This window comes from Bradyrhizobium sp. CCBAU 11357 (genome assembly GCF_028128865.1).
Lineage (GTDB): Bacteria > Pseudomonadota > Alphaproteobacteria > Rhizobiales > Xanthobacteraceae > Bradyrhizobium.
In genome coordinates, this window is the sequence record NZ_LBJW01000108.1 from 305,061 (window position 1) to 328,680 (window position 23,620).

Sequence of the window (23,620 nt, forward strand, 5' to 3'; positions counted from 1 at the left end):
CGGGCCGCGACTGATGAACCACGAACAACAAGCTTTTGCTGGAGGCGGCAATGTCGGGTCAAACCATCAAGATCATCTGCGACGCGCGGCGGGCGGGACAGTCTGAGCCGGCCGATCTTCACGACCAGGCCGGCCATCACCGCTATTACGGCAGCTCGGCCGAGAACGGCGGCGAGCGGATCGTCGAGAGTCGGCGCGGCAAACGGCGGCGCGTGCTCAGCATCTTCGGTTTCTGAAGCCTTCCGGCAAGACCGGCATTCGAAATGGACGTGCTGCAGATATCGATCGCGGCGATGCCGTTCCTGCTCGCGCTGACGAGCCGGACTTGCAAGGCCATCGTCCCGTGCCTTCTGACGAGCCTGCTCACGGTGCTGCTCGGGGAGGAGCCGCACCGCGCGGTCGTGGCCTGGTGCGTCGGCATGCTGATCGCCGCGGTCGCGCTGCGCGAGCGGCTTCGCACCGGCTGACGCAGCATTCGTCATTGCCCGCTCAAGACCTGCCTGACCAGGGCCTCGCGCAGTGCCGCCAGCTCGCCGCTCGCCTGCATCCGAGCGATCACCTTGCCAACCTCAGGCACCAGATCGCGATGGCGCTCATGCAGGTAGTGGTAGATGTGGATGCGCTCGAGCGGCGGCGAGAGCGGGTAGATCCTGGCCTGCAGATTGAGTTTCCTCACCGTGGCGAGCCCGCTGAAGAGGTCGGTGACCATCACGTCGAAGCGGTCGGCGTCGAGCATCCTGACCATGTTCTCGAGGCTGCTAGTCGCCGTGACGCGGGTCATGCCGCGTGTGCCGGCTTCCGAGGAGCCGACGCCGCGGACGATGCCGATGCTGTAGTCCTTGATCGAATCCCAGCCTGCGACCTCGAACCGGAGCTTGGTCGCGAACACCGCCGGCTCAATGTAGTTGATCGCCGGCGTGACCTGGACCAGCGTCGGGTAGTCGCGCGAGAGCGTTCCGATCCGCTGGATCTCGCCGTCGACCTCGCCGGCGCTCGACAATGCGAGCGCGCGCTTGCCAGGCACGTCCTCGAACTCCAGCCTGATGTTCAGCTTGGCGTAGACGGCCCGCAGCATCTCGCCGCCGACATATTGATCGGGGATGTCGGCGATGCGCGCCAGCCGGATCGTGTCCTGCGCCAACGCAGGATCAGCGGCGAGCAGCGACAAGCAGGCGACGGCTAGCCGCCACATCAGGCGTCTCCTTCGGCCGTGCATCGCTACCCCAGGCATTCGGATGCCGGCGCGATCTACTGCAAGTTGGCGCCTGCACGCCGGCCGCAACGATCGCTGCCCGCTCGTTCCGCGAGCCTACCGGACTTTCACCGATGTCATTCTAGCACGGGCAGTGGTAGCTTGCCCACCGGTCCCGCCGCGGGGCGGAAGACGTGACTTGCCGACCTCGGGCTCGCGGGCCGACGGGATGTCGCTTGCATCGGGTGACGAGACGGGCGTCTCAACCCATGGATTGCTCGAGACTGCAACCGCTCGACCGCAGCAGCGAGCCGCCATTTCGGGGACATGGTGCATGGCCAACGCAGGTGACGAGGACGCCAAGCGCAGCCACGCCATCGCGCCGATGGCGGCGAAGCCGGGTCTGACCGGCATCGGCGCGCTTGCGCCTTCGATGTTCTCATCGCTGCCGGCACGCTTCTTCAACTGGTCGCGCAGCGGCGTCGGGCCGCGGCTGCTCGCGGCCGTGCTGCTGTTCTCTTCGGCCGTGACGCTGACGCTGACCGCGCTGCAGCTCTATCTCGACTACAATCGCGAAGTCGGTCTCATCGAGACGCGGCTCGACGAGATCGGCCGCAGCACGACCGGCAGCCTCGGCGAAAGCCTGTGGAATCTCGACCAGAACCAGCTCAAGCTCCAGCTCGAAGGTATCCTGCGGCTGCCCGATATCCGCGCCGCCGAGGTGCGCGAGATTGCCGATCGTCCCAATCCGATCCGCATCGCGGTCGGCGAACCGGGCACGCGTTCGATCGTCACGCGCGACTATCCCTTGAACACCATCGTTCAGGGGACCGCGCGCCCGATCGGCGTGCTTCACGTCGAGGCCACGCTGAGCGAGGTCTATCGGCAATTGCTGAACCGGGCGCTGGTCATTCTGGCGAGCCAGGCCGCGAAGACCTTCCTCGTCTCGCTGTTCATCATCTACATGGTCCATCTGCTGGTGACGCGGCATCTGGTCGCCATCGCCGAGTTCGTCAGCAAGTACAACCTGGCGCGGCCGCCGCCGCCGTTACGCCTGGAGCGCCGGCCGCCCTCCGATGCCGACGAGCTCGACAAGGTGATCGAGGCCTTCAACGCGATGTGCGCGAACCTCCAGCAGGCCTATGGCGAGCTGCGCGAGGCCAATGCCAATCTCGAGCGCGATCTGACCATCCGCCGGCGCGCCGAAGCGGAGGCGCGAGCGAGCGAAGAGCGGTTCCGCGACTATGCCGAGACCGCGTCCGACTGGTTCTGGGAGACCGGGCCGGACCACTGCTTCACCTACCTCTCTGACCGGGTGATTGCCTTCGGCATGGATCCCAAAGTGCGGATCGGCACGCGCCGCACCGATGCTGCGCTCGATCGCGAGACCGAGCCCGAGAAATGGCGCGCGCATCTGGCGACGCTGGACCGTCACGAGCCGTTCCGCAAATTCGAATATCGCGGACGCGACACGCGCGGGCGGACGCATTATTTCAGCGTCAACGGCAAGCCGGTTTTCGACGGCGAGGGACGCTTCCTGGGCTACCGCGGCTCGGCGACCGACCTCACCGCGCAGCACGACACCGAGGAGCGGCTGCGGCAATCGCAGAAGATGGACGCCATCGGCCAGCTCACCGGCGGCGTCGCGCACGATTTCAACAACGTGCTCACGGTCATCACCGGCACGATCGAGATCATCCAGGAGGGGCTTGCGGACAAGCCCGAGCTGGCCGCGATCGCGCAATTGATCGACGATGCGGCCGCGCGCGGGGCGGAGATCACCTCGCAGCTTCTGACCTTCGCACGCCGCCAGCCGCTGGAGCCGCGCGAGATCGACGTCAACGCCCTCGTGGTCGACACCGCGAAGCTGCTGAGGCCGATGCTCGGCGAGCACATCGAGATCGAGACGCGGCTTGCCGCTGAGGTCTGGTCCGCGATGGTCGATCCGTCGCAGCTGTCCTCCGCGATCGTCAACCTCGCCGTCAATGCGCGCGACGCGATGCCGGGCGGCGGCAAGCTCACCCTCGAGACCGCCAACCGCGAGCTCGACGGCACGGCGAACGCCGGCGAGGGCGTGCGCGGCGCCTTCGTGATGGTTGCAGTCGGCGACGCCGGTCACGGCATTCCGGCCGACATCCGCGAGCGTGTCTTCGAGCCGTTCTTCACCACCAAGGGGGTCGGCCGCGGCACCGGGCTGGGGCTCAGCATGGTCTACGGCTTTGCCCGCCAGAGCGGCGGCGCCGTCGCGATCGAAAGCGAGGAGGGGCGCGGCACCGTGATGCGGTTGTTCCTGCCACGGGCAAAGGGCGAGGCGGTGGCCAGGACGGCGCCGGTTCAGCCGCCCGCCACGGCGCGCGGGCGGGAGACGATACTCGTGGTTGAGGACGATCCGCTGGTCCAAGGCTATGTCATCGCGCAAATCGGCGGCCTCGGCTATCGCACGCTTGCCGCGAGCGACGGCGCGTCCGCGCTGGCGCTGGTCGACCAGGGCGCCAAATTCGATCTCCTGTTCACAGACATCATCATGCCCGGCGGCATGAACGGGCATGAACTCGCCGAAGCCGTCAGGCTCCGCCGGCCGGGCGTGAGGGTGCTCTACACCTCAGGCTATACCGACAACACCATCGTCCATGACGGACATCTCGATCCCGGCGTGGCGCTGCTGTTCAAGCCATACCGGAAGGCGGAACTGGCGCAGAAGATTCGCGAGGCGCTGGCCGGCGAGCCGCCCGCCTGAGGCCGCAGCGACAGACGAAAAAGGCGCGGCGGGGAAGCCCCGTCGCGCCCGATTTCTTGCTCGCTGGTCCAGGGCTGAGAGCGCCCCGATGCCAAGCCCTACTCAAAGCCTAGCGGGCGATCCCAGCGAGGTGACAGCGCTTGCGATAAGACACTGGATCACCTCCTTTCGTTGGTTGCGGAAGTCTTTAATATAGGCGGCGATTCCGCCGCTGTTAAGGGGCGGGCGGCCGAGCCGGTACCGGCCGGCTGCGCAAAAGCCCGGAAAGCCGCCGTCCGGGCAGTTGAGACCGCCGCCGAGCCGTGTTAGGGGATCGCCCGACGCGGGTGTAGCTCAATGGTAGAGCAGCAGCCTTCCAAGCTGAATACGAGGGTTCGATTCCCTTCACCCGCTCCAATTTTCGATGATTAGCGCGTCTAGGCCTTCCATTTTGACCAGCCGCGCATTGTCAATCTGACAAACGTTTACTTCCCTCTCGCTTGTTTCCGGGGCGCTCGATGCGTCTCATCTGCGCATCCTCCTTGAAGTTAACGATGTGGGATGATCGAAAATCGTGGGTTTGACTGCCACTCGAGCTTCGCCGTCTGCACGATCGTGTGCGCCAAAATGCGATTTCGTGCGCTTGGATCGTTAGTCGAGCCGATTGCTATCGTGTATACTCGCGGGGCGACACCGCATAACGACCACGTCACTCTGCCATATGCGGTCTTGGAAATTTTCCCCAATTTCCGACCATCGGGATCCCGGCCCTGGTGCAGGCGATGAAGGGTTGACGGCCGCTTGCGCGGCGCCATTTCATCCGTTGAAAGTTCAGGAAGCCAAAATGAGTGAACGAGTCGAAACGCTGAAGAAGGCCCGTGAGCGCATGATCGAAGACAGGGACGCGCATGCAAAGGTGCTGGCCGCTCCTTTTGACTGGGACAAGGCCGAGCGGGCACGCAACAAGTTTGTCGAGATCCAGGTGCTGGTCGATGCGCTGGATCGCGCCATTAGTGGAGAAGAAGCCATGAGAGGCTGAGCCGCGGCGGCAGAGAGGCGCAGCTCGACGCGCCACTTCGTTACTTCAGTTGAAGCTGCGGCGCTCCCGCTTTCATCGACGGAGCGAATTGCGCGGCAGCTTGTAATTCACAGTCAGCAGCGTGTCGTTCGCGTAGTCGAAAATAAGATCGTCGGGTTCTGCCATTTCAGCTCGCATTGCGTTACAGCAGAAGATCATCCATCGGTCAGAAACCTGCTCCTTGCAGACGGTGTAGTAGAGCTCTTTGGCATCAATGATAAGACTGCAGCCTCCTCCAATGGTGGCTGTGTCCAACCGAGATCGAATCTCCTCCCTGAACCGATCAGTTGAGATCGTCACCTATCCTCCTGCGCAGTGCCTATTGAAAATGCGAAAGTTGATCTTCCGTAACAATTCGCTCGATCTTCTCTGACTTGCCCCTGATGCGGTATCTAACTCGTCCATCGGACTCGATTGGCATATGTCGAATGATGGTATAGATCATCGGCGGTTCAGCAGTGGCACGTCCTTGTGGCCCTTGGGGTTGGTGGCGAACGTCTTCATTCAACTTATAAGCATGCGACATGTGTGACCTCAATGTTTGCGGCTGCCATAGCTTGAGGCGAACGCTGTTCTGTCGCCCCCGGCTAAAGCTCGTGGCCGAATACGAGACGCTCTAGTCCTCGAGAATGGATTTTGTAGCCTCGAATATCTGTTCCGCTGTGCCTTCGATCGTGCCCTTGGCCCAGGCCTGAAACACGGTCACGTAGGCGTTCTTGTAAGCCTCTTCGTCTGCAGAGAAGTAGACCTCATCTGTGGCGGTATCCAGGACAAGCGCGCCTTTATCGATGCAAATTTCTTCGATGAGAGCCAGTCGCTCTTCTTGCTCGGCGAGATGCCGCTTTACAATGCTCATTGAATCTCCTGTTTTGCGCTGATCGACGTTCTTCCGATGCATCGCAGCCCATGCACGGGCGGATGGCGTCATAGAGAGGTGGAACAAGCCGCTGAAGGAGTGCGCGACATCACTCAAGGAATCACACGCCTGGCACGGGACAAAGATGGCTCGAGGCTATTGGCTCGGTGCGACGATAGACGGCGCCGGACCGGGAGGATCGGTGATGACGAACATGCCGATCTGCGCGCCCGAAAGACAGATAAGCCACTTCGAAAATTCGATCTGACTCGTCGGCTCGGGCCGCGACGCCCCGTCATTTCACCTGTTCAGTCCGCTCATGTTGGCTTGGCAGCACCGGACCGAACGTCGAAGAGGAGCCACGACAAGTTCGCTGGCCTGTCGCAACCCGGGTCGAAGCAAAATCCCCGCCCCTGATGAATCAGGCGCGGGGGGACCACAAGCTCTGCCAGTACATCCGTGGCCAGAGCAACAGGTCGGCCGTGCTCTTAACTAAGCAGCACGAAGATTATCGGCAGCGGACTTGCCCGTACGACGGTCCGCGACGACGTCGTAAGACAGCGTCTGACCTTCGTTCAGCGTGCCCATTCCGGCGCGTTCAACCGCGCTGATATGAACGAAAACGTCGTTGCTGCCGTTTGCCGGCTGGATGAAGCCGAAGCCCTTTTGGCTGTTAAACCACTTCACTGTACCTGTATTCATCGGTCTTTCTTTCGCATGCGCGCAGGAGCTGGCGCGCGGACTTGCGGCCAGTATCCAGTCTTTCGATGTGGGAGAATGTCTGAAACGTGCGCGCCGTCAGGACTTGAGGCGAAAGCGGAACAGTGGTTCGGCCAGTATCGATGCTTGAGACTATACATGAGCAATCGGGAGATCACAAGGAGAACCGACAGCTCTTCTCGTCATGGCTGGCGCATTTTGCACCTCAGTTGAAGCCCGTGGTCACCAATGCTGAGCGCGAGGTGTTGTAAGAGGCTCCTGGTCTGCACGATCTGAGGTTCCTATTTCGCGCGCTATCCTGCATAGTTCGGCATGGCAAAAGTAAAAGTGAGCTTCAAACCACGTCGTAACTCGGAGGGCGATTGGACCATCGTCGCCGAGTACCCCGGCGCAGAACCTCGAGAGATCACGGGCTTCACGAGCAAAGCCGAAATCGATGAGTGGATGGACGGGGAGCGCCGGATCGCTTGGCTTCGATCGCAGGGCTACGCGAAGTGACACAATGATCGTTCCCTCAACTGACGTGTTGCCACTCCTGGCTTGAGGGAAGGCCGGCGGCAAAACCGGACAGCGCGGTAGCCCACCATCGCCGCTCCAGTTCCTGCTCGCCCTAAGCCGAGACCGGGCTCGCGAGGGTTCCCGTCCAAAACAGTCGCTCTCGCGCCGGCTTTATTCCCTATGCTCGTCGATCTCGGCGGCGACCTGTCCGTAGTTCAGCAGCGCAACCAGAGTCGTTCCGCCCAGGATATTGCCGAGCAGCGTCGGCATGAAGAAGTCGGACGCATATTGGGCGAACGATGCCCGGCCGCTCTGCACCAGAAAGGCGCACTCGACCGAACCCGCGACGATGTGCGCGAACTGGCCGAGTGCGACCACATAGGTCATCACCACGATGATGTGCGCGCGCGAGCCTTTGGCAGCCGGAAGAAGCCAGGCCATCGAGGCGATCAGCCAGCTGGCGAAGATGGCCTTGACGAAGGTGGTTGAGAACGTCCCCTCGATCGTGGGTCGGCTGAGATCGACGAAGGCGTCCACGATGCGCGGTTCGAAGACGTTGGTGTGAACGAGCGCGGAGGCGACTGCCCAGGTCCCTGCGATGTTCGAGGCGAGAACCAGGAGCCACAGTTTGAGCACGCGTCCCAAGGTGCCGAGATCCCTGTTGTGCAGCAGCGGGAGGATCGGCGTCAGCGTGTTCTCGGTGAAAAGCTGTTGTCGTCCCAGCACGACGACCAGGAAGCCGACGGTGTAGCCGAGCGGAGCCACCAGGCGTCGTATTGCCTCGTCCGAGATCAGCGCGTGAAACTCGCCCTGAACGATCAGCGACAGGCTGATCGAAAGGCCGGCGGCAAAACCTGATAGCACGATGGCCCACCATCGTCGCTCCAGCTCCTGCTCGCCTTCGGCGCGGATCGTCTCATGGATCAGCGCGGCGCTCGGCCGGCTCTGAGACTCGATCTGCCTGGTCTGGCGTGGCGACACGCCGTCGAGCTTGGATGCAGGGCTGAATGAGGCGCCGTCGCCAGGTTGATCCACGCTGCGATCTCCAGAAGGATGATCCAAGTCAAGACTTTCGGTGTCCCATTCAGTTCCCGTAAACGGTGTGGCCTGGCTCGGTGTGCGATGCAGAGCGCGCAGGAACCTTCGTCATGAGCGGGAGTTCGCCGTACGGGCAAGGCTAAAAGTCACGAGGTCAGCCGTGCAAGATGACGTGCGCGTGCGTTCGACCGCTGAGATCGCGGGTCATCCGATTCATCCCATGTTGGTGCCGATCCCGATCGCGTGTTTCATCGGGGCGCTGCTGACCGACATCGCCTATGTCGCTAGCGCCGAGATCATGTGGGCGGATTTTTCGGCCTGGCTGCTGCTCGCCGGCGTCATCTTCGGTGTGCTGGCGGCGATCGCGGGGCTGATCGATTTCCTCGGCAACCGCTTGGTGCGGGCGCAGGCGCCGGCCTGGCCGCATCTGATCGGCAATGCGCTGGCGCTGATCCTGGCGATCTTCAACACCATGATCCACATGCGCGATGCCTGGACCTCGGTGTGGCCGAGCGGGCTCATTCTGTCCGCGGTCACTGTGTTGATCCTGCCGATCACGGGCTGGCTCGGCTGGGCCATGGTCTATCGCCACGGCGTGGGAGTTGCGCGATGAAGTCTGCGATGGTCCGCGCGCTGCTCTGCGCGTCGCTGCTGGGTCTGGCCGGCTGCAATGACGGCAGCGGCGATCCCAACGCCCAAGTCGGCGCCAACCCGGCGCTTCCGGAGATCCAGCAATATCTGCTGCCGCCGGTCCACATTGCGCGCATCGTCGGCTGGAAGAAGGATGAGACGCCTAATGTGGCTGAGGGGCTGCAAATCAAGGCCTTCGCGACCGGCCTGCAGCATCCTCGCTTCATCTACGTTCTTCCAAATGGCGATGTGCTGGTGGCGGAATCCAAGGCGCCCAAGGGAGGCGCGATCAAGCGGCCCAAGGAATTCGTCATGGGATATATCGAATCCTGGGCGACTTCCGGCAGTGACGACACCGGGCCGGGTAACCGCATCACGCTGCTGCGCGACAGCAATGGCGACGGCGTGCCGGAGACGCAAACCGTCTTCCTCGACCATCTCAACTCGCCGTTCGGCGTCGCGCTAGTTGGCAACGACCTCTATGTTGCCAATACCGACGCCATCGTCAGATATCCCTACACGGAGGGGGACACCAAGATCACCGCACCCGGCACGGTGCTGACCCCGCTACCGGGCGGTCCGATCAACCATCACTGGACCAAGAGCCTGGTCGCCAGCCCCGACGGCTCGAAGCTCTATGCGGGTGTCGGCTCCAACAGCAACATCACCGAGAACGGCCTGGAGGCCGAGCACAACCGCGCCGCCATCCTCGAGATCGATCGCGCCAGCGGCCGCTGGCGCGTCTTCGCAAGCGGCCTGCGCAATCCCAACGGCCTCAGCTTCGAGCCGCAGACCGGCGCATTGTGGACGGTCGTGAACGAGCGCGACGAACTCGGTCCCGATCTCGTGCCCGATTACATGACCTCGGTGAAGGACGGCGGCTTCTACGGCTGGCCCTACAGCTATTTCGGCCAGCACGTCGATCCCCGGGTCAAGCCGGAGCGGCCGGATCTCGTCGCCAAGGCGATCGTGCCTGATTACGCGCTGAGTTCGCATGTCGCCCCGCTCGGGCTTGCCTTCAACACCGGCACCGGCCTGCCGGCCGCCTATCGCGGCGGCGCCTTCGTCGGCGAGCACGGCAGCTGGAACAGGCAGGTGCTCAATGGCTACAAGGTCGTGTTCGTGCCGTTCCAGGACGGCAAGCCGAGCGGCCCGCCGCAGGACGTCGTCACCGGGTTCCTCAACAGCGACAACAAGGCGCGCGGCCGCCCGGTCGGTGTCGCCTTCGACAAAACCGGCGCGCTCTTGGTCGCGGACGACAGCGGCAACACGGTCTGGCGGGTGAGCGCGACCCATCCGCAGCTGACGCAACGTTAAGCCCGCCGGCGCGTTATCGGACAACAGGTGCTGAAAGCCAGATTCTGACAGAGCCAGGAGTGGACAATGGGCCTTGCGCAATATGCCATCGTGCCGGTGCGAGACGAGTGGGGCGTGCTTCATGACGGCGACGTCAAGAACACATACGCCACCAAGGAAGCTGCTTTCGAGTCCGCAGTCGCCGCCGCATCCCTCGCGTTGCGTGAGGGACATGAAGTCCAGGTCAGCGTGCCCGGCCGCGAGGTGGGAGGCAACGCGCTCGGCGTCAAGGACAACGCTTGAGAAGCAAGGCTACGCTTTTAAAAGGAGACGCGATGACCAAGCCCCGTGAGCCCAACGGCGTCGAGCCATCCCGCTCCGAGGACGACATTCAGCGCGAGCAGCTCGGTCCCCGCGGCGTGCCGGGCGCGCCCGATCCGGCCAAAATGACGCCGCAGCGCGAGAAGAAGACACCGAAGCAGGTCGATCCCGGCCACACGGCTTGAGGCGGCTCCGCCGCGGCTACCCGATGAACCGCACGCGGCGCGCGGCAACCCCCCATCATTTCCGCATAGGCATTTGAAATCGAGCCATCGGCTTCGAGGACATCGTGCGTGCCGCCGGCCCCGAGCATCGCCGCTGCCCGGGCGTTCGCCCGCCATAACATCATGTTAGGTTTATCGCATAACTGGGTAATTGTGTTATCCAGGCGAAAGCCTATGCTCCTCCTCACTCAAGACACCGATCGGCAGTGCCAAGCGCTCGCGGAGCTCCGCAGAGCGCCTGGGGATTGCTGCCGAATTTTCCAACGAAGCCCGCCAACGGGACGTCAACAAACAAGACAGATCGGGAGGACATTCTCTGATGGCTACCACGCGTGCGATCCATGACATGAGTCAGTCCAGAAAGGCTGCTGCAAGCGGCTGGATCGGCTCGGCTCTCGAATATTACGACTTCTTCATCTACGCGACGGCGGCGTCGCTGATCTTCCCGCAGATCTTCTTCCCATCCGACAACCCCACCGTTGCGATCGTCGCATCGCTTGCGACCTATGGCGTCGGCTACGTCGCGCGGCCGATCGGGGCGTTCGTGCTCGGTCATTGGGGCGACACGCATGGCCGCAAGACCGTGCTCATCGTCTGCATGTTCCTGATGGGCATTTCGACGATGGCGGTCGGATTGCTGCCGACCTATCAGCAAGCCGGCATCCTGGCGCCGATCCTGCTCGTGATGTTGCGCCTCGTGCAGGGATTTGCCGTGGCCGGCGAAATCTCCGGCGCGAGCTCGATGATCCTGGAGCACGCGCCGTTCGGCCGGCGCGGCTTCTATGCGAGCTTCGCTCTTCAGGGCGTGCAGGCCGGACAAATTCTCGCGGCAGCCGTCTTCCTGCCGCTGGCGGCCTACATGCCGACCGAGGCCTTCAACAGCTGGGGCTGGCGGATCCCGTTCCTGCTCAGCTTCTTCGTCATCGTCGCCGGCTACATTATCCGCCGCGAAGTCGACGAAACGCCGGCCTTTGCCCGGGAGGAGAAGCGCGGAGAAACGCCGCGGGCTCCGATCGTCCAGGCCATCCGCTTGAGCTGGCCCGACATGCTCCGGGTCATCTGCATGGCGCTGATGAACGTGATTCCGGTCGTTGCGACCATCTTCGGCGCGGCCTATGCGGTGCAGCCGGCCTATGGCATCGGCTTTGCGAAGGACGTCTATCTCTGGATCCCGGTGCTCGGCAACATGCTGGCCGTATTCGTCATTCCCTTCGTCGGCCATCTCTCCGACAAGGTCGGCCGCAAGCCTCCGATCATCGTGGGCGCGCTGCTCTCCGGCCTGCTCGCCTTCGGCTATCTCTATGCCATCAGCATCCGGAACGTGCCGCTCGCGATCCTGCTGTCGCTGTTGATGTGGGGCGTGGTCTATCAGGGCTACAACGCGATCTTCCCGAGCTTCTATCCGGAGCTGTTTCCGACCCGCACAAGGGTGTCGGCGATGGCGATCTCGCAGAACATCGGGACCACGATCACCGCATTGCTGCCTGCGTTGTTCGCGACCGTGGCGCCTCCCGGATCGGCCAACATTCCCCTGACGGTCGGGGCGATCGCCTTCGGCATCACGGTCATCGCGGCGCTGGCGGCTGTCACGGCCCGCGAGACCTATCGGATCAAGATCGACGATCTCGGCAATCCCCAGGCCGTTCCGATGGCCCGGGACGATTATGAGCGGCAGCGTGCGGCAGCAGCAAGCCGGGCGACCGCACTTCCGACCTGACCCGGACGAACAAGGCCCTGTCGCTGCGATTGACCAATGTTGCGGCGGCAGGGTTTCACGCGTAGCAAGACGAGCCGAACGTTGTGCGCGCGAGCGCGAAGATCATGAGGTCGCTGGATGAACCCCGCTGTCATTGCCGTCGCCATCACCGGCTCCGTTCCGCGCAAGAAGGACAATCCGGCGGTGCCGATCCTGCCCTCCGAGCAGATCGAATCGACGCATCAGGCCTTCGAGGCGGGCGCCACGCTCGCGCATATCCACGTCCGCAACGATGACGAGACGCCGTCCTCCGACCCCGAGCGTTTTGCCCGGGTGCAGGAGGGGATCAAAAAGCATTGTCCGGATATGATTGTCCAGTTCTCGACCGGCGGGCGCGGCCGCGATCCCTCGGCACGCGGATCGGCGCTCTACCTCAAGCCCGACATGGCCTCGCTCTCGACCGGATCGGTGAACTTTCCGACCATCGTCTACGAGAACAGCGCCGCGCTGGTCGAGACGCTCGCCACCGGCATGAAGGCGAACGGCATCCGGCCGGAAATCGAGATTTTCGATCTGTCGCATCTGCATGGCGCCCGCCGCCTGATCGAGGCGGGCCTCATCGACGCGCGTCCGCACGTGCAGTTCGTCATGGGCGTCAAGAACGCCATGCCGGCGGACGAGCATGTGCTCGACATTCTCCTGGGCGAGCTCAGGCGGCTGATCCCGAAGGCGACCTGGACCGCGGCCGGAATCGGCCGCCACCAGGCCGAAGTCATGGGCTGGGCGCTCGCCCGCGGCGCGGACGCCGTCCGCACCGGGCTCGAGGACAATATCCGCATCGACAAGACGCGCCTTGCTGCCAGCAACGCCGAGCTCGTGACCCTGGCCTGCGAGGCGGTCGCGCGCCATGGCCGGCGCGTTGCGACCGCGACCGAAGCGCGATCGCTGCTCGCCATAGCAGGGTAGGGCGACTTCCTCGCCTGACATGCTTCCGGCTCCCGCCTGCCATTCGGCGGCCGGCGTTCCCGTGGCCCGAGTCTCCGAGTAGACAGGTGCTACAGGCGTACTCGGCGCCTGCCGGGCAGGCGACGTTTGGAATGCAGTTCTTGAAATCTGACGGCAGGCTCATCGGGGTCCTGCTGGTGCTTGCGATCACGCAGCTGGTCGGATGGGGCACGATCGGGCTTCCCGCCATCGTCGGGCGCGATCTCGCCGCCGATCTCGGCATGAGCCTGCCGGCAGTGTTCGCCGGGACGTCCGTCCTCTACGTCTCGATGGGGCTGTGCGGCCCGCTGCTCGCGAAGTCGTTTGCGCGGCACGGGGCGCGGACGGTCATGATGGTCGGCACGATCGTCACTGCGCCGGGCTTCGTGCTGCTGTCACTCGCGCGCGAGCCGATGCTGTATTTCGCCGCATGGATCATCCTCGGCGTCGCCGGCAGCGCCACGCTGTCGACCGGCGCCTATATCATGTTGAACGAGATCGCAGGCCGGCAGGCCAAGAACGCGATCGGCGCGCTGATGCTGGTGACGGGCCTGTCCAGCAGCATCTTCTGGCCGACGACCTCGTTCCTGAGCGGTCATCTCGGCTGGCGGGGGACGTGCCTGGTCTACGCGGCGATGATGCTCCTCGTCAGCCTCCCGCTCTATGCGTTCGCCGCGCCGCGCCGGAAGATCGCAAAGGACGATGGCGCCGCGCCGGCGAAGCGGCTGCCGCCACCCGCGATTGCACGGAGCACCTTCGGCCTCGTCGTCGCCGCGATCACGCTGAACGCCTTCGTCAATTTCGGCATCGGCGCGATCCTGATCGAGCTGTTGCGGGCGGAGGGGCTGGCGCCGGCTCAGGCGCTTTTGTTCGGCTCGATGCTGGGCGTGATCCAGGTCAGCGCCCGCGGGCTGGATTTCCTCGGCGGCGGGCGATGGGACGGCATCACCACCGGGCTCGTCGCGGGCAGTGCGTTGCCGCTCGCCATGCTGCTGCTGATGACGAGCGAGGGCGCCACCTGGGCGGTGGCGGTCTTCATCCTGCTCTATGGCGCCGGCAGCGGCGCAATGGCGGTGGCGCGGGCGACCATCCCGCTCGTGTTCTACGACCAGGCCGAGTTCGCCAAGGCGATGTCGATGATCGCGCTGCCGCTCAATCTGGCCTCCGCGATCTCGCCGCCGCTCCTGGTCGGTCTGCTCACCCAATTCGGCAGCCGCGGCGCGCTCGGCCTGACGCTGGTGTTCTCCTGCGCGACGGTGCTGATCCTGGTTCTGCTCGCTCGACGCCGGCCGCGGGTGGCGGTGGTTGCGACCTGAACCGATCACGCAATATTCGCGGCGCGGAAAGTTTGCGGATGGCGATCACCTCCGGCCACAGGAGGAGATAGCCGTATGCCGCCAGTGCAGTGCTCAGGGCGCGAAAATGATGGTATCCGCAGGAAGCGCCGCCTGCGATCCCGCGCGCCGCGCCAAGATCCAGTTCCCGGAGGAAGCTTACATGTCGGCCCTGCCGCTCTCAGGCATCAAGATCCTTGACCTCACCCGCGTGCTGGCCGGGCCGCTGTCGGCCCAGATGCTGGGCGATCTCGGTGCAGAGGTGATCAAGATCGAGCGGCCGGGCACCGGCGACGACGCGCGCGCCTTCGGACCGCCTTACCTGGCCGACCCCGAGGGCAAGGCCAACAACAACAATTCGTTCTATCTCTGCGCCAACCGCAACAAGAAGTCGGTCACCGTCAACATCGCCAAGCCCGAAGGGCAGGCGATCGTCCGCGAGCTCGCCAAGGACGCCGACGTCTTCATGGAGAATTACAAGGTCGGCGATCTCAAGCGCTACGGCCTTGACTATGAGACCATCAAGGCGATCAATCCCGGCATCATCTATTGTTCGGTGACCGGCTTCGGCCAGACCGGACCCTATGCGCCGCGCGCCGGCTACGACGCCATCCTGCAGGCGATGGGCGGGCTGATGAGCGTCACCGGCCATATCGACGGCGAGCCTGGCGAGGGCCCGATGAAGGTCGGCCCGTCGATCGTCGATTACATGACCGGCATGAACGCCTCGATCGGAATTCTCTCGGCGCTCTACCATCGCGACGCCAGGGGCGGGCAGGGACAGCACATCGACGTCTGCCTGTTCGATACCGTGATCGCATCCTTGTCGCACTGGCTGCAGATCTATCTCGTCAACGGCAAGACGCCGCCGCGCCGCGGCACCTGGGGCAATGGCGGCATGCCGGCCGGCGTGTTCCGCTGCGCCGACGGCGAGCTGATGCTGGTGGTCGGCAATGACGGCCAGTTTCAGCGCACCTGCGCCGTGCTCGGTGCGCCCGAGCTCGCGAACGATCCGCGCTTCGTCAAGAACAACGACCGCGTTGTGCACGGCAAGGAGATCATGGCGATCTTCGCCGGCCTGTTCCTGAAGCAGCCGGTGGCCTACTGGCTGGACAAGCTGGAGGAGGCCGGCGTGCCCTCGGGGCCGATCAACAATTTCGAGCAGGTGTTCTCCGACCCGCACGTTCAGTCGCGCGGCATGCGGGTGAATGTGAACCATCCCTTCGAGCCCGATCTGTCGCTGGTCCGCAACGCGCTGACGCTCTCGGAGACCCCGATCAAGGACTACCGTGCCCCGCCGCTTCTGGGCGAGCACACCCAGGAGGTGCTCGGCGGCAAGCTCGGCTATGATGCCGGCAAGATCGATGCGCTGAAGCAGCAGGGCATCATCTGACGCTCTCTGTTCCCGCCGCCAAGAGGCCGGGATTCAAGCGCAGCGCGACTGTTGCGGCAGCCATGCGACGCGCGCACCATGCTGGGGCTTGCGTGAAGCTTGCCCGCAACCCCCGTTAATCCCGGTCCGTAGTCGCACAGGCTTCCGCTTTGCCTCAGACTCTGTTTCGATCTCTCCACTTGAGTTCGGGGAGGGAAGTGAATGTCCTACACGATCGGGTTCCAGGCCAAGGACCAGAAGGCCGTTCTGGCGACCGAGGCGGCCACCGCCAATCAGGCCGTCGCCATCATTGCCGCGCTGCGGCAAAGCGCTGACGAGATCAAGTTCATCCGCTCACCGCAGGAAGGCGAGATGGGCATCGAGATGCTGCTGCTGCTTGCCAAGGAAGAGGCCGAGGAGATGCCGCAGCGGGCGTAGTTCCCCGCATCCACACTTCGAGCTTAAGCGAACCATGCCGGCTGCAGAATCGTGTAGTCAGCGGATAGACTCGCTCGAACCGAAGGTGGCCGCCATGAAACGCGAAGCGCTCCGCGTCGAACCGATCTCGTCGTTCCTCGATCGCTGGAAGGCGCCGACCTCGCCGGTGACGCGCGCCGGCAACATGATCTTCGTGTCCGGCCTGCCACCGTTCGACCCCGGCACCGGCGAGATCGCCGTTGCCCCGATCGAGCGTCAGAGCGAGATCATCATGGAGCAGATGAAGCTGTGCCTCGAGACGGCCGGCGCCTCCCTCGACAACGTTATGAAGTGCAACGTCTATTGCACCTCGACCAAACACTTCGCCGCCTTCAACGCGGTTTATGCGCGTTACTTCCCGCATGACCCGCCGGCGCGGATCTTCGTCTGCACGCCGGAATGGTTTGGCCCCTTCGACGTCGAGATCGACTGCATCGCGATGATGTGAGGCTCCAAAGTACGCATGGTCTTTTCGGAAAACCGCTTCGCACTTTGCGCTAACGCGGCCCTTCGGGTCCGGATCATGCGCTAGCGCGCCGCTACCTTTGAAGGCGCCTTGCTCTCCGCCCGCCCCGCCGTCAGCGCCATCGTCGCCACGCTGACGACGCGCGCGACCACGTCCTCGACGTCGTCGAGATCGCATTTGCCTTCCGACAGCTTGGTCAGCCGCTCGCTCTCGCGGATGGTGTGATGCGCCATCGCGAGCGCGAAGTTGAGGCCCCAATAGATATCGACGTCGCTGCGGTCGGGCAGGGATCGTCGCATCGCGCCGGCGAATTTGCGCAAATGGTCGATCTCGCGGTTCTTGATGCGCCGGATCGGCGGCACGGATTCGATCGAGGCGCGGATCATGAAGCGCGCGGCGGTCGAGCGCTGGTTCTCCGGCCCCAGGCAGCCGCGCAAGGTCGGCCCGACCAGCGCGCGCAGGATCACCTCGATCGGCGCGCGGCCGCCGCCTTGCTCCTCCGCCGCCTTCAATTCGCGCAGGCGCTCGCGGTTGGTGGCGATCGACCGCGTGACGAACAGTTCCGCGATCAGCTCGTCCTTGGAGCCGAAATGATAGTTCACCGCGGCGAGGTTGACGCCGGCCTCCGCGACGATGTCGCGCAGCGTCACGTCGCCGAAGCCGCGGTCGGCATAGAGCCGTTCGGCGGCGGCGAGAATGGCAGACCTCGTATGATCGCTGGCCATGGATGCCCTCGGGGAGGGAGTTGCAATTCAAACAGTTGTATGAAACTATCGTTTGAAGGCCGGGAAAAGTCAATCCGCATTCGGGACTCGTTCGCAAAAGCGGCCGGGTTTCGACAGGTCCGCAACGCCGGCGCATTCGCGCTTGCGGGTCACGCGATGCGGGAGGACAGTCCGGGCAAAAGGACTAGCGAAAGAGAGGAGCGTCCCATGGACTTCGATATGTCGCCCAAGCAGAAGGAATGGCTCGACCGCGTGCGGTCCTTCATGGCCAAGCACGTGCGCCCGGCTGTGCCGATCTACGATCAGCAGGACAAGAGCGGCGACCGCTGGAAGGTGATCCCGGTCCTCGAGGACCTCAAGAAGAAGGCGAAGGCCGAAGGCCTCTGGAACATGTTCATGCCGCCGAGCGAGCATGAGGACGACGAATTCCGCGGCGCGGGACTGACCAATCTCGAATACGCGCTTTTGTCGGAAGAGATGGGCCGCATCACCTGGGCCTCGGAAGTGTTCAATTGTTCCGCGCCCGACACCGGCAACATGGAAGTGTTCATCCGCTACGGCACCAAGGAGCAGAAGCGGAAATGGCTGCGCCCGCTGATGGACGGTGAGATCCGCTCCGCCTTCTTGATGACGGAACCGGCGGTCGCCTCGTCCGACGCCACCAACATCGAGACCCGCATCGAGCGCGACGGCGACCATTACGTCATCAACGGTCGCAAATGGTGGTCGTCCGGCGTCGGCGATCCCCGCTGCAAGATCGCGATCCTGATGGGCAAGACCGACTTCAAGGCGGCCAAGCACCAGCAGCAGTCGCAGATCCTGGTTCCGCTCGACACGCCAGGCATCAAGGTGGAGAAGATGCTGCCGGTGTTCGGCTTCGACGACGCGCCCCACGGCCATGCCCAGGTGCTGCTCGAGAACGTGCGCGTACCGAAGGAGAACATCCTGCTCGGCGAAGGCCGCGGCTTCGAGATTGCGCAGGGCCGTCTCGGTCCGGGCCGTATCCATCACTGCATGCGCACCATCGGCAAGGCCGAGGAGGCGCTGGAGAAGATGGTGAAGCGGCTCGCCTCGCGCACCGCGTTCGGCAAGAAGATCGTCGAGCACAGCGTTTGGGAGCAGCGCATCGGCGAAGCCCGCACCAACATCGAGATGACGCGGCTTTTGTGCCTCAAGGCGGCCGACATGATGGACAAGGTCGGCAACAAGACCGCACAGGCCGAGATCGCCATGATCAAGGTCGCCGCGCCCAACATGGCGTTGAAGATCATCGACGAGGCGATCCAGGCCTTCGGTGGCGGCGGCGTCTCGGATGAAGCGGGCCTTGCCAAGGACTACGCCCACATCCGCACGCTCCGTCTCGCCGACGGCCCGGACGAGGTGCACAACCGCGCCATTGCCAGGCTCGAGCTTCGGAAGTATGCAAACTCTCCAAGTCACTGAGAGGGAGGGCCCGACGGCGCTCCCGACCTGAAGCAACGACAGGGCTTGATCCGGTGACCGCTTGACGCAAGTGCGTCAGCGGTTACCGATTAGGATCATGCTCGACCTGAAATGGTCAGGACTGAAGAGGGAGCGTCACCGTGGCTGACGGCGTCAGGAAAGACGAAGAGTTCTCGGGCACCAAGCCGGTCGAGGAGCGGCATCGTTTCGACGAGCTGCGCCTCGAGGCGTGGATGCGCGAGAACGTGGAAGGTTATGGAGGCCCGCTGGTCGTGCTCCAGTTCAAGGGCGGCCAGTCCAACCCAACCTATCGCCTTAACACGCCGAACCGTTCCTACGTGATGCGCCGCAAGCCGTTCGGCAAGCTGCTGCCCTCGGCGCATGCGGTCGACCGCGAATATCGCGTCATCGCGGCCCTTGGAAAGCAGGGCTTTCCGGTCGCGCGCGCCTATGCGCTGTGCCAGGACGACGGCGTCATCGGCGCGGCCTTCTACATCATGTCGATGGAGGAGGGGCGCGTGTTCTGGGATCCGACGCTGCCGAGCCAGGATCCTGACGCGCGCCGAAAGATCTTCACCAGCAAGATCGAGACGCTGGCCAAGCTCCACATGTTCGATCCTGTTGCCATCGGGCTCGGCGACTTCGGCAAGCCCGGCAACTATTTTGCGCGGCAGATCGACCGCTGGACCAAGCAGTACCGGGCTTCCGAGACCCAGCACATTCCCGAGTTCGAGAAGGTCGCCGAATGGCTGCCCAGGACCGTGCCGGAGCAGGCGCGCGTCTCGGTCGTCCATGGCGATTACCGCCTCGACAACATGATTTTCCACGCGACGGAACCGCGCGTGCAGGCCGTGCTGGACTGGGAGCTGTCGACGCTCGGCGATCCCATGGCCGACTTCACCTATCTCTTGATGCAGTGGATCATGCCGGGCCTCGAGGGCGCCGATCTCAAGGCGCTCAATATCCCGAGCGTGGAGGAGGCGGCGCAGATTTACTGCAACGTCACGCAGATGACGGTGCCTGATCTCAACTGGTATTTCGCCTACAATTTGTTCCGTCTCGCCGGCATCACCCAAGGCATCGCCGGCCGCGTCCGCGACGGCACCGCCGCCAACGCCAAGGCGCTGGAGTCAGCCAAGCGCACCGTGCCGCTGTCAAAGGCCTCATGGGAATACGCGCAGAAGGCAGGCGCGGTGTAGGAACAACGAAGGCGCGGCTGATGGCCGCGCCTTTTTTCTTCGCGGCTGGTTTCGTAGGGTGGGCAAAGGCGCGTAGCGCCGTGCCCACCATCTCTCCGCGATCACACGAAAACGGTGGGCACGCTTCGCTTTGCCCACCCTACGGCACCTACGCTTCGTAGTCTCCGTCATTGCGAGCGCAGCGAAGCAATCCAGATTATTTCAGCGGTGGCAGCCTGGATTGCTTCGCTGCGCTCGCAATGACGAGGAGGCGGAATGCGAGACTCGCAATTCACACCGCGCAAGCGCCTTTCGCAGCGACCGAGTCCTTGTATTCCTTGTGTGCCCAATCCGCTCCGGGAGACCCGCGCATGATCGACCACACTACCCTCATCACTTACGTCCTCATCGTGCTCGGTTTCGTCTTCATTCCGGGACCGGCAACGCTGCTCACCATGGCGCGGGCGGCAAGCTCGGGAACGAAGGTCGGCATCGCCACGGGTGCGGGAATCGCCGCTGGAGACGTGGTACACACGGGGATGGCGATTGTCGGACTCTCGGCGATCATCGCCACATCGGCGTTGCTGTTCAGCATCGTCAAATATGCGGGCGCCGCGTTCCTGATCTATCTCGGCATTCGCGCGATGCTGGACAAGGCGCCGATCGAGCTGAACGGCAGCGCCCCCACGATCAGCGCAGGTCGCGCATTCCGCGAGGCCGTGCTGGCCGAAGTGCTCAATCCCAAGACCGCGCTGTTCTTCCTGGCGTTCCTGCCGCAATTCGTCCAGCCGGAGTCCGGATCAACCGCTCTTCAGCTTGCGATCCTCGGCATGGTCTTCGTGCTGCTCGGCCTCGTCAGCACGGTCGTGTTCGCCGTAGGGGCGGGGCGTCTCGGCCAACTTCTTCGCCGTCACCCGGCTGTCGTCAGATGGCAGGGCAAGGTGGTCGGGACCATTTACTGCGCAGTCGGCGTTCGGCTCGCCCTGCAGGAGCGGTGAGGCGGCCAGCCTGGCTCTCGTAGGGTGGGCAAAAGCGCGTAGCGCTGTGCCCACCATCTTTGCGCGATCAGGTAATAGTGGTGGGCACGCTTCGCTTTGCCCACCCTACGGCAGCGCCGCCTAAGACGCCGTCTTCGCACAATGCGCGATCAGCCTCTCAACAAACCCCGCGCACTTCTCCAGCTCTGCCATCTCCACGAACTCGTCCGGCGTATGCGCCTGTGCGATCGCGCCGGGGCCGATCACCACCGAGGGGATGTCGGCGATGCTGGCGAACAGGCTCGCCTCGGTGCCGAAAGCGACCTTGGCGTGGTCGTTGCGCCCCGCGAGGCTCTTGGCCAGCGTCACGATGGCGGCGCCGGCGGCGGTGTCGAGTGCGGGATAGTCGAGGATCTCCTCGAAATCGATGCCGCAGTCGGGATGCCTCGCCTTCATCGCCGGCTCGATCTCGGCCTTGGCCCAGGCGACGATCGCATCGGTCACCTCCTTGGACTCGGTGATGCCGATGCCGCGGCATTCGAAATCCACGGTGCAGGTATCCGGCACGATGTTCAGCGCCGCGCCGCCATGCACGATGCTGGTGAGCAGCGTCGAATGCGGCACGTCGTAGATGCTGTCGCTCGATCGCGCAGCCTCGAGCGCCACGGCGCGGCGGCGGATCTCGACGATCAGTTCGGCGGCATATTCGATCGCATTGACGCCGTCGGGGGCGATCGAGGAATGACGCGCGAGCCCGCGGAACGTGGCGCGCACGCCATGCTTGCCCTTGTGGCCGATGATGACCTGCATCTGGGTCGGCTCGCCGATGAAGGCGCCGAGCGGCCTGATCGTCTTCTTCGCGACCTCGTGCAGCATCGGCCTCACGCCGACGCAGCCGATCTCCTCGTCATAGGAGATCGCCAGATGAATTGGCGTCTTGAGTCTCGCCTCCACCATCTCCGGCACCATGGCGAGGCACACCGCGACATAGCCCTTCATGTCGGTGGTGCCGCGGCCGTAGAGCTTGCCGTCGCGCTCCACCAGCTTGAACGGATCATGGCTCCAGTCCTGGCCCACGACAGGCACCACATCGGTATGGCCCGACAGCACGAATCCCGGCCGATCCTCCGGCCCGATCGTGACCCAGAGCGAAGCCTTCTCGCCAGTGTCGTCGACGATGCGCTCGCCCTTGATACCGAAGGAGGCGAGATAGCTCTCGATATGGGCAATCAGGGGCAGGTTGGTGCGGTCGCTGACGGTGTCGAACGAGACGAGGTCGGCGAGGAGCTTTCGGATGCGGTCGGGTCTTGAGCTTGGCATTGTCATATTCTGTTGGAGAGCAGGAAGGCTGAGGTGCCTGCAGGAACCATACCAACGTGGCGGTGGGATGGGCAAATCAACACCGCAGCCGTCATTCCGGCCTCGCGACTTCGTCGCGCCCCGGAATGACGGGGAGGTCTACCAAACCTTGCGTTGTCCGTCGGGCAAAACACCAAGGCATCGGTCAAGACGAGGCCGATGAAATATTCCACTTTACCGAAATTCGGAAATGACGTATGTGTCGCGCAACCCGGCCCAAGGAAGAGGGGCGTATCGCGATCGTCACGAACGCGGGCCGGGCGGCGGTGGACGCGGATGGCGTCGGCGCGAACGGCTTTGCAGGGCGGGCAACCGTGAGCGAGGACCTCGCGCATACGACCGGTGCCATCGGCGTACGGCAAAATCGTGTGGTCCTGACGCCCGGGGTCTGTGTGTCAAGTCTTGTGGTGATGTGGTTGCCCGACCGGGCGATGCGCATCAGCCATCCGCAAGGCGACGGGGGCAATAGTGCATCGCTCCCCGGGGAGAGCGCGACATAAGCCGTAAAACCACTGCGCAGGGAAGGCCGGATGTTTGGCTTCACCTGTATGCCGCTGTGCAAATTCTTGTTGCCACCTTTCGCACAGTGGACCGTGGGTGCCCGGCCGGCACCCGGTCTTCCCTGCGCCCTTTTCACAGAGGGCGAAGCCACCAGGCAAAGCTCGGGCGAGATGCGCCGCGAGGACGCGAAGGCGTGCCTGCAACGACACACTCGCTGTCATCGCCCGGTTTAACCGGGCGATCCAGTACTCCGAGACAGTTATGGCTCAATCGATAGGCCGCGGCGTACTGGATTCCCCGCCTTCGCGGGGAATGACAGTCGCATTTGCAGGGCGATCTCCTGCCACACTCCGTCATTGCGAGCGCAGCGAAGCAATCCAGAAATGCATCCGCAGAAAGATTCTGGATTGCTTCGCTGCGCTCGCAATGACGATGTTGAGGCAGGTGTGCGCCAACCTCCGCTCTCGTGCCCCGGACGCTGCGTAGCACGAAGTGATGCCCTGCAGAGCCGGGGCCCACGCAGCAACAAACGCCGTAGC

27 protein-coding genes and 1 tRNA gene are annotated in these 23,620 nt (G+C 63.9%); 20 read left to right on the forward strand and 8 right to left on the reverse strand.

Going from position 1 to position 23,620, the window contains the following annotated elements; translation table 11 throughout:
- Window positions 1–50: 50 nt before the first annotated feature.
- Window positions 51–236 (forward strand): hypothetical protein, encoded by a 186-nt coding sequence (locus XI05_RS28235; protein WP_172783149.1) that lies wholly within the window; start codon window positions 51–53, stop codon window positions 234–236.
- A 27-nt stretch (window positions 237–263) separates the two neighbouring features.
- Window positions 264–467, forward strand: a complete 204-nt coding sequence (locus XI05_RS28240; protein ID WP_212260352.1) for a hypothetical protein — start codon at window positions 264–266, stop codon at window positions 465–467.
- 11 nt (window positions 468–478) lie between these two features.
- On the opposite strand, the gene XI05_RS28245 is transcribed toward XI05_RS28240, so the two are convergent.
- Window positions 479–1,192: a substrate-binding periplasmic protein gene (locus XI05_RS28245; RefSeq protein ID WP_271507918.1), complete on the reverse strand. Its 714-nt coding sequence runs from the start codon at window positions 1,190–1,192 to the stop codon at window positions 479–481.
- A gap of 334 nt (window positions 1,193–1,526) precedes the next feature.
- Here XI05_RS28245 and XI05_RS28250 point away from each other — a divergent pair, with 334 nt between their 5' ends.
- From XI05_RS28250 to XI05_RS28260, 3 genes are all read left to right on the forward strand, one after another.
- Complete coding sequence (locus tag XI05_RS28250) at window positions 1,527–3,929, forward strand: ATP-binding protein (protein ID WP_271507919.1); 2,403 nt, start codon at window positions 1,527–1,529, stop codon at window positions 3,927–3,929.
- 322 nt (window positions 3,930–4,251) lie between these two features.
- Window positions 4,252–4,325: transfer RNA gene (locus XI05_RS28255), tRNA-Gly, on the forward strand.
- Between the two features lie 427 nt (window positions 4,326–4,752).
- Window positions 4,753–4,947: a hypothetical protein gene (locus tag XI05_RS28260; RefSeq protein ID WP_271507921.1), complete on the forward strand. Its 195-nt coding sequence runs from the start codon at window positions 4,753–4,755 to the stop codon at window positions 4,945–4,947.
- A gap of 72 nt (window positions 4,948–5,019) precedes the next feature.
- Here the strand turns inward: XI05_RS28260 and XI05_RS28265 are convergent, their stop codons facing one another.
- The 3 genes from XI05_RS28265 to XI05_RS28275 form a co-directional block, all read right to left on the reverse strand.
- Window positions 5,020–5,241, reverse strand: coding sequence for a hypothetical protein (locus XI05_RS28265; RefSeq protein WP_271507924.1), 222 nt, complete (start codon window positions 5,239–5,241; stop codon window positions 5,020–5,022).
- Between the two features lie 361 nt (window positions 5,242–5,602).
- Window positions 5,603–5,959, reverse strand: coding sequence for a hypothetical protein (locus XI05_RS28270; protein ID WP_271507927.1), 357 nt, complete (start codon window positions 5,957–5,959; stop codon window positions 5,603–5,605).
- 375 nt (window positions 5,960–6,334) lie between these two features.
- On the reverse strand, window positions 6,335–6,544 hold the full coding sequence (locus XI05_RS28275) for a cold-shock protein (RefSeq protein ID WP_271507930.1): 210 nt from the start codon (window positions 6,542–6,544) through the stop codon (window positions 6,335–6,337).
- 330 nt (window positions 6,545–6,874) lie between these two features.
- On the opposite strand from XI05_RS28275, the gene XI05_RS28280 reads away from it, so the two are divergent.
- Window positions 6,875–7,060 carry a hypothetical protein gene (locus XI05_RS28280; RefSeq protein ID WP_271507933.1) on the forward strand — a complete coding sequence of 62 codons (186 nt, stop codon included), beginning with the start codon at window positions 6,875–6,877 and terminating at the stop codon, window positions 7,058–7,060.
- A 171-nt stretch (window positions 7,061–7,231) separates the two neighbouring features.
- Here the strand turns inward: XI05_RS28280 and XI05_RS28285 are convergent, their stop codons facing one another.
- Complete coding sequence (locus XI05_RS28285; protein ID WP_271507936.1) at window positions 7,232–8,095, reverse strand: formate/nitrite transporter family protein; 864 nt, start codon at window positions 8,093–8,095, stop codon at window positions 7,232–7,234.
- A 163-nt stretch (window positions 8,096–8,258) separates the two neighbouring features.
- Between XI05_RS28285 and XI05_RS28290 the strand changes: the two genes are divergently transcribed.
- The 10 genes from XI05_RS28290 (at window position 8,259) to XI05_RS28335 (ending at window position 16,880) form a co-directional block, all read left to right on the forward strand.
- Window positions 8,259–8,711 carry a DUF2231 domain-containing protein gene (locus XI05_RS28290; RefSeq protein ID WP_271507938.1) on the forward strand — a complete coding sequence of 151 codons (453 nt, stop codon included), beginning with the start codon at window positions 8,259–8,261 and terminating at the stop codon, window positions 8,709–8,711.
- Entirely contained in the window at window positions 8,708–10,045 is a 1,338-nt protein-coding gene (locus XI05_RS28295) for a PQQ-dependent sugar dehydrogenase (RefSeq protein WP_271507940.1), read from the forward strand. Before XI05_RS28290 ends, XI05_RS28295 begins: the two co-directional genes overlap by 4 nt.
- Window positions 10,046–10,111: 66 nt before the next feature.
- Complete coding sequence (locus tag XI05_RS28300) at window positions 10,112–10,327, forward strand: hypothetical protein (RefSeq protein ID WP_271507942.1); 216 nt, start codon at window positions 10,112–10,114, stop codon at window positions 10,325–10,327.
- A 32-nt stretch (window positions 10,328–10,359) separates the two neighbouring features.
- Window positions 10,360–10,530 carry a hypothetical protein gene (locus XI05_RS28305; protein ID WP_271507946.1) on the forward strand — a complete coding sequence of 57 codons (171 nt, stop codon included), beginning with the start codon at window positions 10,360–10,362 and terminating at the stop codon, window positions 10,528–10,530.
- 358 nt (window positions 10,531–10,888) lie between these two features.
- On the forward strand, window positions 10,889–12,286 hold the full coding sequence (locus XI05_RS28310) for an MFS transporter (RefSeq protein WP_271507949.1): 1,398 nt from the start codon (window positions 10,889–10,891) through the stop codon (window positions 12,284–12,286).
- A gap of 117 nt (window positions 12,287–12,403) precedes the next feature.
- Complete coding sequence (locus tag XI05_RS28315) at window positions 12,404–13,231, forward strand: 3-keto-5-aminohexanoate cleavage protein (RefSeq protein WP_271507951.1); 828 nt, start codon at window positions 12,404–12,406, stop codon at window positions 13,229–13,231.
- Between the two features lie 131 nt (window positions 13,232–13,362).
- Window positions 13,363–14,565 carry an MFS transporter gene (locus XI05_RS28320; protein WP_271507954.1) on the forward strand — a complete coding sequence of 401 codons (1,203 nt, stop codon included), beginning with the start codon at window positions 13,363–13,365 and terminating at the stop codon, window positions 14,563–14,565.
- A gap of 181 nt (window positions 14,566–14,746) precedes the next feature.
- Window positions 14,747–15,976 (forward strand): CaiB/BaiF CoA transferase family protein, encoded by a 1,230-nt coding sequence (locus tag XI05_RS28325; RefSeq protein ID WP_271508001.1) that lies wholly within the window; start codon window positions 14,747–14,749, stop codon window positions 15,974–15,976.
- Window positions 15,977–16,177: 201 nt separating this feature from the next.
- Entirely contained in the window at window positions 16,178–16,393 is a 216-nt protein-coding gene (locus tag XI05_RS28330) for a hypothetical protein (protein WP_025037058.1), read from the forward strand.
- A 94-nt stretch (window positions 16,394–16,487) separates the two neighbouring features.
- On the forward strand, window positions 16,488–16,880 hold the full coding sequence (locus XI05_RS28335) for a RidA family protein (protein ID WP_271507956.1): 393 nt from the start codon (window positions 16,488–16,490) through the stop codon (window positions 16,878–16,880).
- Window positions 16,881–16,960: 80 nt separating this feature from the next.
- On the opposite strand, the gene XI05_RS28340 is transcribed toward XI05_RS28335, so the two are convergent.
- The gene (locus tag XI05_RS28340) at window positions 16,961–17,623 is read right to left on the reverse strand and encodes a TetR/AcrR family transcriptional regulator (RefSeq protein ID WP_271507959.1); all 663 of its coding nucleotides are present in this window, start codon (window positions 17,621–17,623) and stop codon (window positions 16,961–16,963) included.
- Between the two features lie 207 nt (window positions 17,624–17,830).
- On the opposite strand from XI05_RS28340, the gene XI05_RS28345 reads away from it, so the two are divergent.
- The 3 genes from XI05_RS28345 to XI05_RS28355 all read left to right on the forward strand — a co-directional run bounded on the left by XI05_RS28345 (window position 17,831) and on the right by XI05_RS28355 (window position 21,242).
- Window positions 17,831–19,066: an acyl-CoA dehydrogenase family protein gene (locus tag XI05_RS28345; protein WP_172783166.1), complete on the forward strand. Its 1,236-nt coding sequence runs from the start codon at window positions 17,831–17,833 to the stop codon at window positions 19,064–19,066.
- Between the two features lie 140 nt (window positions 19,067–19,206).
- A complete protein-coding gene (locus XI05_RS28350) occupies window positions 19,207–20,265 on the forward strand; it encodes a phosphotransferase family protein (protein WP_271507961.1) in 1,059 nt (352 codons plus the stop codon).
- A 350-nt stretch (window positions 20,266–20,615) separates the two neighbouring features.
- The gene (locus XI05_RS28355) at window positions 20,616–21,242 is read left to right on the forward strand and encodes a LysE family translocator (protein WP_271507965.1); all 627 of its coding nucleotides are present in this window, start codon (window positions 20,616–20,618) and stop codon (window positions 21,240–21,242) included.
- A 120-nt stretch (window positions 21,243–21,362) separates the two neighbouring features.
- Here the strand turns inward: XI05_RS28355 and argE are convergent, their stop codons facing one another.
- Window positions 21,363–22,541, reverse strand: coding sequence for an acetylornithine deacetylase (gene argE, locus XI05_RS28360; RefSeq protein ID WP_271507968.1), 1,179 nt, complete (start codon window positions 22,539–22,541; stop codon window positions 21,363–21,365).
- 236 nt (window positions 22,542–22,777) lie between these two features.
- Here argE and XI05_RS28365 point away from each other — a divergent pair, with 236 nt between their 5' ends.
- The gene (locus XI05_RS28365) at window positions 22,778–23,080 is read left to right on the forward strand and encodes a hypothetical protein (protein WP_271507970.1); all 303 of its coding nucleotides are present in this window, start codon (window positions 22,778–22,780) and stop codon (window positions 23,078–23,080) included.
- Between the two features lie 354 nt (window positions 23,081–23,434).
- Here XI05_RS28365 and XI05_RS28370 read toward each other — a convergent pair.
- Window positions 23,435–23,620 (reverse strand): hypothetical protein (locus tag XI05_RS28370; protein ID WP_271507973.1); only part of this gene is annotated, 186 nt, incomplete at its 5' end.

Bases quoted from the DNA above. Each gene is read 5' to 3' on its own strand.
- XI05_RS28305 (WP_271507946.1), top strand. From the start codon at position 10,360: ATGACCAAGCCCCGTGAGCCCAACGGCGTCGAGCCATCCCGCTCCGAG.
- XI05_RS28235 (WP_172783149.1), top strand. From the start codon at position 51: ATGTCGGGTCAAACCATCAAGATCATCTGCGACGCGCGGCGGGCGGGA.
- XI05_RS28325 (WP_271508001.1), top strand. From the start codon at position 14,747: ATGTCGGCCCTGCCGCTCTCAGGCATCAAGATCCTTGACCTCACCCGC.
- XI05_RS28295 (WP_271507940.1), top strand. From the start codon at position 8,708: ATGAAGTCTGCGATGGTCCGCGCGCTGCTCTGCGCGTCGCTGCTGGGT.
- XI05_RS28355 (WP_271507965.1), top strand. From the start codon at position 20,616: ATGATCGACCACACTACCCTCATCACTTACGTCCTCATCGTGCTCGGT.
- XI05_RS28345 (WP_172783166.1), top strand. From the start codon at position 17,831: ATGGACTTCGATATGTCGCCCAAGCAGAAGGAATGGCTCGACCGCGTG.
- XI05_RS28330 (WP_025037058.1), top strand. From the start codon at position 16,178: ATGTCCTACACGATCGGGTTCCAGGCCAAGGACCAGAAGGCCGTTCTG.
- XI05_RS28275 (WP_271507930.1), bottom strand. From the start codon at position 6,544: ATGAATACAGGTACAGTGAAGTGGTTTAACAGCCAAAAGGGCTTCGGC.
- XI05_RS28365 (WP_271507970.1), top strand. From the start codon at position 22,778: ATGTGTCGCGCAACCCGGCCCAAGGAAGAGGGGCGTATCGCGATCGTC.
- XI05_RS28260 (WP_271507921.1), top strand. From the start codon at position 4,753: ATGAGTGAACGAGTCGAAACGCTGAAGAAGGCCCGTGAGCGCATGATC.
- XI05_RS28340 (WP_271507959.1), bottom strand. From the start codon at position 17,623: ATGGCCAGCGATCATACGAGGTCTGCCATTCTCGCCGCCGCCGAACGG.
- XI05_RS28280 (WP_271507933.1), top strand. From the start codon at position 6,875: ATGGCAAAAGTAAAAGTGAGCTTCAAACCACGTCGTAACTCGGAGGGC.
- XI05_RS28240 (WP_212260352.1), top strand. From the start codon at position 264: ATGGACGTGCTGCAGATATCGATCGCGGCGATGCCGTTCCTGCTCGCG.
- argE (WP_271507968.1), bottom strand. From the start codon at position 22,541: ATGCCAAGCTCAAGACCCGACCGCATCCGAAAGCTCCTCGCCGACCTC.
- XI05_RS28320 (WP_271507954.1), top strand. From the start codon at position 13,363: ATGCAGTTCTTGAAATCTGACGGCAGGCTCATCGGGGTCCTGCTGGTG.
- XI05_RS28250 (WP_271507919.1), top strand. From the start codon at position 1,527: ATGGCCAACGCAGGTGACGAGGACGCCAAGCGCAGCCACGCCATCGCG.
- XI05_RS28310 (WP_271507949.1), top strand. From the start codon at position 10,889: ATGGCTACCACGCGTGCGATCCATGACATGAGTCAGTCCAGAAAGGCT.
- XI05_RS28300 (WP_271507942.1), top strand. From the start codon at position 10,112: ATGGGCCTTGCGCAATATGCCATCGTGCCGGTGCGAGACGAGTGGGGC.
- XI05_RS28335 (WP_271507956.1), top strand. From the start codon at position 16,488: ATGAAACGCGAAGCGCTCCGCGTCGAACCGATCTCGTCGTTCCTCGAT.
- XI05_RS28245 (WP_271507918.1), bottom strand. From the start codon at position 1,192: ATGTGGCGGCTAGCCGTCGCCTGCTTGTCGCTGCTCGCCGCTGATCCT.
- XI05_RS28315 (WP_271507951.1), top strand. From the start codon at position 12,404: ATGAACCCCGCTGTCATTGCCGTCGCCATCACCGGCTCCGTTCCGCGC.